We start from the raw sequence: 6,697 nt of genomic DNA on the forward strand, positions 1-6,697 counted from the left end.
GAGGGCGGCTCAGGCGGGGCCGGCGCTCTCGCGCCGGCGCAGGCGTGCCGACAGCCAGGAGACGAGCATCGGCAGCACCGAGACGAGGACGATGGCGAGGATGACGGCGTCGATGTTCTCTCGGATCCAGTCGTGCCCGCCCAGGAAGTAGCCCAGCCACACGAGGGCGAAGGCCCACACCGTCGCCCCCAGGACGTTGAAGCCGACGAAGTGGCTGTAACGCATCTGGCCGACCCCCGCCATCACCGGTGTGAAGGTGCGCACGATGGGAACGAAGCGCGCGAGGGTGACGGCCTTGCCACCGTGGCGGTCGAAGAACGCTCGGGTGCGCGTCACGTGCTCCTGCTTGAACAGCCGGGAGTCCGGCCTGTTGAAGATGGCGGGCCCCGCCTTGCGGCCGATGACGAAGCCGGTCTGGTCCCCGACGACGGCGGCGACCCACATGAGCGAGGACACCACCCAGATGCTCACCGGCACCTGACCCGTGTGGACGAACAGGCCCAGGGTGAACAGCAGGGAGTCACCCGGCAGGAAGAAGCCGACGAGCAGCCCGGTCTCGGCGAAGATGACGAGCATGACGCCCAGCACCGCCCACGGTCCCACCCACTGGACGAAGGCCGTGATCATCGAGGCGGGGTCGAGCCAGTCAGGGCCCAGCGCTGGCAGCGTCGTGGCGGCGGTCACGTGGGACAGGGCAGAGGTCAGAGCGAGCACTGCCCCAGGGTAGGGACTGCCGGCCGGTGCGGGCACCGTCGCAGGTCACGTCCCCGCTGTGGGGTGGCGCACGTGGAGATCCCCCCTGGCCCGGCGGCGGGGATCAGGGGCGCGGCGTCGCCGTCGGACCCTGCTGGGGGGTTCTCCGCGTCGCCGGTGCCCCGCCGACGACGGCGACCGCCACCGCCCCGGGGGACTGCGGCTGGTCGGCCGTGCCTGTGAAGACGATGTAGTGGTAGAAGACGAAGCGGAAGGCGGTGCCCAGGGCGAAGCCGACGACGTAGGCGGCGACGTTGTCCGCCAGCGGGGACGTCAGGCCCAGCACCTCGTGAGTGAAGAAGAGGCAGAACTGTGTGATGAGCACGCCCCCGACGTTGGCGAAGGCGAAGAGCAGCGCCTCCCGGGCGGCGTTGTCCTGGGTGCGGCCCCGGTAGGTCCACAGCCGGTTGGCGACCCAGGAGAAGACGGTGGCGACCGTCGCGCTCAGCACGTTGGCCGTGTTCGGGTGGCCGGACAGGAAGCCGAGGGGCCCGTGCTGGAGCAGGTTGAACAGCCCCGCGTCGAGGACGAAGGCGAGGGCGCCCACGAGGCCGAACTGAAGGAGCTCACGCACCCAGACGACCAGGCGCCCGCGCAGGCCGGTGGGACCAGCGGGCGTCGGGGTGGGTGGGTTCGGCACGGGGGTGATCCTAGAAGACACCCGCCTGCCCACAACCGGGCCCCGTCAGGGAACCCACTGGACCGACACGCTCGAGTAGTCCCACACCCAGCTGATCCACAGCACCTGCCCGAGGACACAGCACACGAGGGCCAGCACCAGGCCACGCGTCCCGTGATGGCGCTCCAGCGCGCCTGCCAGGGCCCAGCCAGCCGGGAGCAGAGGCAGCAGCAGCCGCAGCAGGGAGGTCGTCGGGTCGAAGAAGACGAGCAGGTAGAGGACGTAGCCCACGCACCAGGTCCAGGCGGCCGCACCGGTCGAGCGCAGGGCACGCGAGCCCAGGGCCGCGCCCACGAGCACCAGCACGCCGGCCAGGAGAACTGGCCCCAGGTGCTCACCCGCCCACCAGCCCGAGCGCAGCACCCAGGGTGTCAGGGGCAGCAGGTGCGAGCCCCGCCACGCGGTCTCCGTCGCCGTGTAGGCGTCCACGCGCCCCGTCACGGCCCAGGCCAGCGCCGGCCACAGCAGCGCCGAGGCGAGGGCCACCACCGTCAGCAGGAGCAGACGCGTGCGCTCGGCCGCCGACAGCCCTGCCCCCAGGACGGGGGCGAGCGGTCGCCGCAGCACGGCGGGCAGCGCGCCACGCGAGCGCAGCAGGTCCATCAGCCACCACAGTCCCAGCCCGGCGGCCAGCGGCAGGCCCACCGGCCTCGACAGCGCCGCCAGCGGCACGAGGACGGCGGCCGTGAGAAAACGCCGCCGGTCCGCCGCCAGGAGCACCGAGGCCACGAGGGCCAGGGCCAGGGGCTCGGCGTAGGCGCCCTGCAGGACGAGGGCGCAGGGGCCGGACCACACGAGAGCCACCGCCCACAGGGAGGTGGAGGGACCCGTGCGGGGCGCCAGCCAGCGGTCGGTGAGCACGGCCGCCACGGCCGAGGAGATGAGGGAGACGAGCGCCGCGCGCGTGTAGAAGCAGGCTCCTGTCCACGACAGCAGCCCGGCGAGCGTGGGCAGCAGCGGCATGAAGGCCCAGGTGCTCTGGGTCACCCGGCCGGTGGCGTCCACAGGCAGGTCGGTGGGGTAGCCCTCGAGCTCGATACGCGCGTACCAGCCGGCGTCCCAGAAGGACAGGTGCTCGCCCCAGGAGGGTCGCGGACCCGCCCAGGCGGTGGCGGGCGTGTCCTGGGCTCCCAGGCGCGCCAGCAGGAGCGTCAAGGCCGTGCAGGCCGCCCACACGAGCAGCACGTGGAGGGGACGGGACAGCCTCGCGAGGGGCCGCTGCGGCCCCGGGGACGGGTGGTCGGGCACCGTCCCAGCCTATGCGGCCGGGTAGCCTGGCCCGCGTGAGCGCTCCCACGGCTGCGGCCGTCCCTTGTCACCGCCCCGCCCCCGTCGTCGCCGTGATCGGCGGTGGGCAGCTGGCCCGCATGATGCAGGAGGAGGCCAGCGCCCTGGGTGTCCACCTGCGGGCGCTGGTCGAGGCGGCCGACGGCTCCACCGGCCAGGTCGTTGTCGATGCCCCCGTTGGCGAGGCGGGCGACGCCGTGGCCGTGCGTCGCCTCGTGTCGGGCACCGGTGCGGGCACACGCCCGGGTGCCAGCGCCGCGCAGCTGCAGGCGGCCGTACCCGCCGACGTCCTCACCTTCGAGCACGAGCACCAGGACTCCGGCCTGCTGGCCGGGCTCGTCGCCGAGGGCGTCTCCGTCCAGCCCGGCCCCGACTCTCTCCTGCTCGCCCGCGACAAGATCGCCATGCGCCGCGCCATGGCCGAGATCGGTGCCCCGCAGCCCGCCTGGGCCGAGGTCACCGGCACCGCCGAGCAGATCCGCGCCGGCATCGAGTCCTTCGCCTCGCACCACGGCTGGCCGGTCGTCCTCAAGACCCCCCGCGGCGGCTATGACGGTCACGGCGTGCTCCTGGTGGGCTCAGCCGCACAGCTGCGCGACGGCCAGGCCGCCACCTGGGTCACCGCCACCGCTGCCGCCGCCGCAGGTGGCCCCGGCGGCGCCGCCACGCTGGGCGGCGGCAGCCTTGGCGGCGGTGCGGCCACCAGCCTGCTGGTCGAGCAGGCCGTGCCCTTCACCCGCGAGCTTGCCGTGCTCATGGCCCGCAGCCCCAGCGGGCGCAGCGCGGTGTGGCCCGTCGTCGAGTCCGTCCAGGCCGGTGGCATCTGCTCGGAGGTCATCGCCCCGGCACCCGGGCTGGACGCCGCAGCCGCCGGGCTCGCCCGCGACACCGCCCTGGCTGTTGCCGAGCACGCCGGGGTCACGGGCGTGCTCGCCGTCGAGCTCTTCGCCGTCGAGGCCCCCGGGGAGCCCACCCGCCTGCTGGTCAACGAGCTCGCCATGCGCCCGCACAACTCGGGCCACTGGACCCAGGACGGCTCCGTCACCAGCCAGTTCGCACAGCACCTGCGCGCCGTGCTCGACCTGCCCCTGGGCTCCACCGAGCCGACGGCCGCCGCCACCGTCATGGTCAACCTCCTCGGCGGTGAGACGGAGCCCGACGACGACGCCTGGGCGCGCGCGCTCGCGGCCGACCCGGGCGCCAGGATCCACCTGTACGGCAAGCAGTGGCGGCCCGGACGCAAGCTCGGCCACGTCAACGTCACCGTCCCCGGAGACCCGTCCGTCCCGGCCTCGCCCGAGGCGGTCGCCGAGGCCCGCCGTCGTGCCCGCGCCGTCGTCGCCGTCCTGCGCGGCGAGGCCTGACCACCACCCCCCCCGTCCCCCTGGAAGGACCCTCATGAGCACTCCCACAGCCAGCCCCGTCGTCGGCATCGTCATGGGCTCGGACTCCGACTGGCCCACCATGCAGGCGGCCGCCGAGGCCCTCGACGAGCTCGGCGTCGCCTACGAGGCCGACGTCGTCTCCGCCCACCGCATGCCCACCGAGATGATCGACTACGGGCGCAGCGCCAGCGCGCGCGGTCTGCGCGTCATCATCGCGGGGGCCGGCGGTGCCGCGCACCTGCCCGGCATGCTCGCGGCCGTCACCGAGCTGCCCGTTATCGGCGTTCCCGTGCCGCTGAAGTACCTCGACGGCATGGACTCCCTGCTGTCCATCGTCCAGATGCCCGCCGGCGTGCCCGTCGCCACGGTCTCCATCGGCGGTGCCCGCAACGCCGGCCTGCTGGCCGCTCGCATCCTGGGCGCCGGGCAGGGCGAGGAGGCACAGCGCCTGCGCGCCGCCATGCGCGACTTCCAGGCCGCGCTAGGCCGCGTCGCCCACGCCAAGGGCCAGGCCCTGCGCGAGCGGCGCGCTCAGGGCTGAGCAGCGCCGAGGGCCTCCGCCCAGGACGGGTCCTCATCCCAGCCTTCCGTCATCCCTAGTGCTGTCAGAGGGACGAAGGGGGACTGACGGAGCAGGTACCGCAGCCGTGATGCCCACGTTCAGTGCGGGCTGATGGCGTAGAGGATCGTCTGGAACGACACGAGCACGGGGCACAGGCGTTTGCGCTCGAGCGCGTTCGGGTCCGAGGTGGACAGGACGCTGCGGTCCTCCAGCCACCGGATCTTCTTCGAGGTGGGGATCATGGGGTAGGCCCCCAGGAACCGGTTCCACAGGCGGCCGTGGTGCGCGCAGATGTTCCTGACACGGACGTAGCTGGCCAGCCACGACTCCAGGACCGGGTCCTGCAGCCCTAGCTGTTGCGCGATCGGCTTGTGGTACGTCTGAGGAAGCACGCTGTAGAGGTGCCGTAGGTTTCCGAGCGTGAGGAGCTCGATGCTCAGCCAGGACGGCGGAGTCCGCGCTCAACCAGTAGCTTGAGCAGCTCGTCCTCGTTCAGCGGGCGCTTGTCGTAGGCCTGTGGCAGTCGCTCGGGCACGGCGCAATGATAAGAAAAGACCCCTGAATTGGGCACAGTCCCCAGAAACTGGGGACGGAGGCCTGGGGGGGGGGTGCCCCTATGTGGTGTGTCAAGCGGCGGCGGGTAGTTTCGTGGCTGGTTGTGGGTCGTAGAGGGCTCCATCTCGGATCATGGCGTGCAGGGTCAGGATGCGGCGGTGGGCCAGGGCGAGAACGGCCTGGTTATGACGCTTGCCCTGGTCTCGTTTGCGCTGGTAGTAGGCCCGGGAGACGGGGTCGGAGCGCAGGGAGGCGAAGGCGGACAGGAACATGGCGCGCTTGAGCCTCTTGTTGCCGCCGTGGGAGACGTGCTCACCACGGATCGATGAGCCGGAGCGGCGTGTGACGGGAGCGAGCCCGGCGTAGGAGGCCAGCTGGGCGCCGGTGTCGAAGGTCTTGCCCAGGGTCTCGGCCAGGAAGACGGCGGCGGTCCTGACCCCGATCCCGGGCATGGAGATCAGGACCTCATAAAGAGGGTGGGCCTCCACCAGGGCCTCGACCTGGGCGGCGACATCGGCCCGCTGAGCGTGCAGGGCGATGAGCTGCCTGGCCAGGTGAGGTAGCACCGTTGCGGCGGCGTCGGTGCCGGCGACCACCACGGTCTGGTGCTCCAGGGCCGAGACGATCTGGCCGGCCCAGGTGGCGTGCCGCCTGCACCCGTGCTTCTTGAGCCTGGCGTCAATCCTTGCCTTGCCCGCTCGCTTCAGATCGGCTGGGGTGGGCCAGGCGGCGATGACCTCCAAGACGGCGTCGTGCTCCAGCCAGGGCCCCACCACGGCCTCGAGGGCGGGGTGGATCTGGGTGTACAGGCCCCGGATCCGGTTAGCGCTCTGGTTGACCTGGCGGGCCAGGTCCAGGTCGAATCCCGTGAGCATCGACAAGGCGGCCGCGTCCTCGTCCGAGGCGCTGACGGCTCTCAGGGTGTGAGGCATGCTCCTGGCCGCGCCGGCGATGACGGCCGCGTCCTTCGCGTCGGTCTTGGCGCTGCCCGGCGTCAGGTCGGCGATGCGTCGCATCGACAGTCCGGGCAGGTAGCCCACGGTGATGCCCATGTCCTGGGCCACCGCCACGGCCAGGGCCCCGATGGTGGCGGGCTGGTCGACCACCACCAGCAGCCTCCCGTGGTCGGCCAGCTTGCCGTAAAGGGAACGCAGACGTGCCTCGTCATTGGGAAGGGGCTTGTCGAGGACCTTCCGCCCGTCCCGGCTCAGGGCCGTGGCCCAGTGGTCCGTCTTGCCGACGTCGATGCCGATGAAGACCTCGATGTCCTCGATATCCATCTCTCCTGCCGCCTCTCGGTCAAGTCGATACGGGGCCAGCCGGTGGACGACCGGTTCCGCACCCACGTTACGAAAGACCTCACACGCGGTGGGTCGTTCCCCTTATCAGCGGTCACCAGCGTCCGGCTGCTGCGGGTGACAACACCCCCCGGATCATCTACGGACAGGGGCAAGACATCATGCCCACAGCAACTGG

At 72.1% G+C, this 6,697-nt stretch carries 7 protein-coding genes; 2 read left to right on the forward strand and 5 right to left on the reverse strand.

Features of this window, described 5'->3' with window-relative positions:
- Window positions 1-9: 9 nt before the first annotated feature.
- The 3 genes from ACSJJR_RS06725 to ACSJJR_RS06735 form a co-directional block, all read right to left on the reverse strand.
- On the reverse strand, window positions 10-714 hold the full coding sequence (locus tag ACSJJR_RS06725) for a DedA family protein (RefSeq protein ID WP_435942804.1): 705 nt from the start codon (window positions 712-714) through the stop codon (window positions 10-12).
- Between the two features lie 103 nt (window positions 715-817).
- A complete protein-coding gene (locus ACSJJR_RS06730) occupies window positions 818-1,393 on the reverse strand; it encodes a GtrA family protein (protein WP_435942805.1) in 576 nt (191 codons plus the stop codon).
- A 45-nt stretch (window positions 1,394-1,438) separates the two neighbouring features.
- Entirely contained in the window at window positions 1,439-2,680 is a 1,242-nt protein-coding gene (locus ACSJJR_RS06735; protein ID WP_435942806.1) for a hypothetical protein, read from the reverse strand.
- Between the two features lie 35 nt (window positions 2,681-2,715).
- On the opposite strand from ACSJJR_RS06735, the gene ACSJJR_RS06740 reads away from it, so the two are divergent.
- A complete protein-coding gene (locus tag ACSJJR_RS06740; RefSeq protein ID WP_435942807.1) occupies window positions 2,716-4,083 on the forward strand; it encodes a 5-(carboxyamino)imidazole ribonucleotide synthase in 1,368 nt (455 codons plus the stop codon).
- Window positions 4,084-4,117: 34 nt separating this feature from the next.
- A complete protein-coding gene (gene purE, locus ACSJJR_RS06745) occupies window positions 4,118-4,645 on the forward strand; it encodes a 5-(carboxyamino)imidazole ribonucleotide mutase (RefSeq protein WP_435942808.1) in 528 nt (175 codons plus the stop codon).
- 119 nt (window positions 4,646-4,764) lie between these two features.
- Here purE and ACSJJR_RS06750 read toward each other — a convergent pair whose 3' ends face one another.
- Complete coding sequence (locus ACSJJR_RS06750) at window positions 4,765-5,106, reverse strand: Abi family protein (protein ID WP_435942812.1); 342 nt, start codon at window positions 5,104-5,106, stop codon at window positions 4,765-4,767.
- A gap of 186 nt (window positions 5,107-5,292) precedes the next feature.
- Window positions 5,293-6,501 (reverse strand): IS110 family transposase, encoded by a 1,209-nt coding sequence (locus ACSJJR_RS06755; protein WP_435941460.1) that lies wholly within the window; start codon window positions 6,499-6,501, stop codon window positions 5,293-5,295.
- Between the last annotated feature and the right edge of the window lie 196 nt (window positions 6,502-6,697).

The sequence above is a fragment of the Actinomyces sp. W5033 genome, from assembly GCF_051303165.1.

What these genes read in the sequence shown, in the direction of transcription:
- purE (WP_435942808.1), top strand. Translation starts at nt 4,118, where the DNA reads ATGAGCACTCCCACAGCCAGCCCCGTCGTCGGCATCGTCATGGGCTCG.
- ACSJJR_RS06755 (WP_435941460.1), bottom strand. Translation starts at nt 6,501, where the DNA reads ATGGATATCGAGGACATCGAGGTCTTCATCGGCATCGACGTCGGCAAG.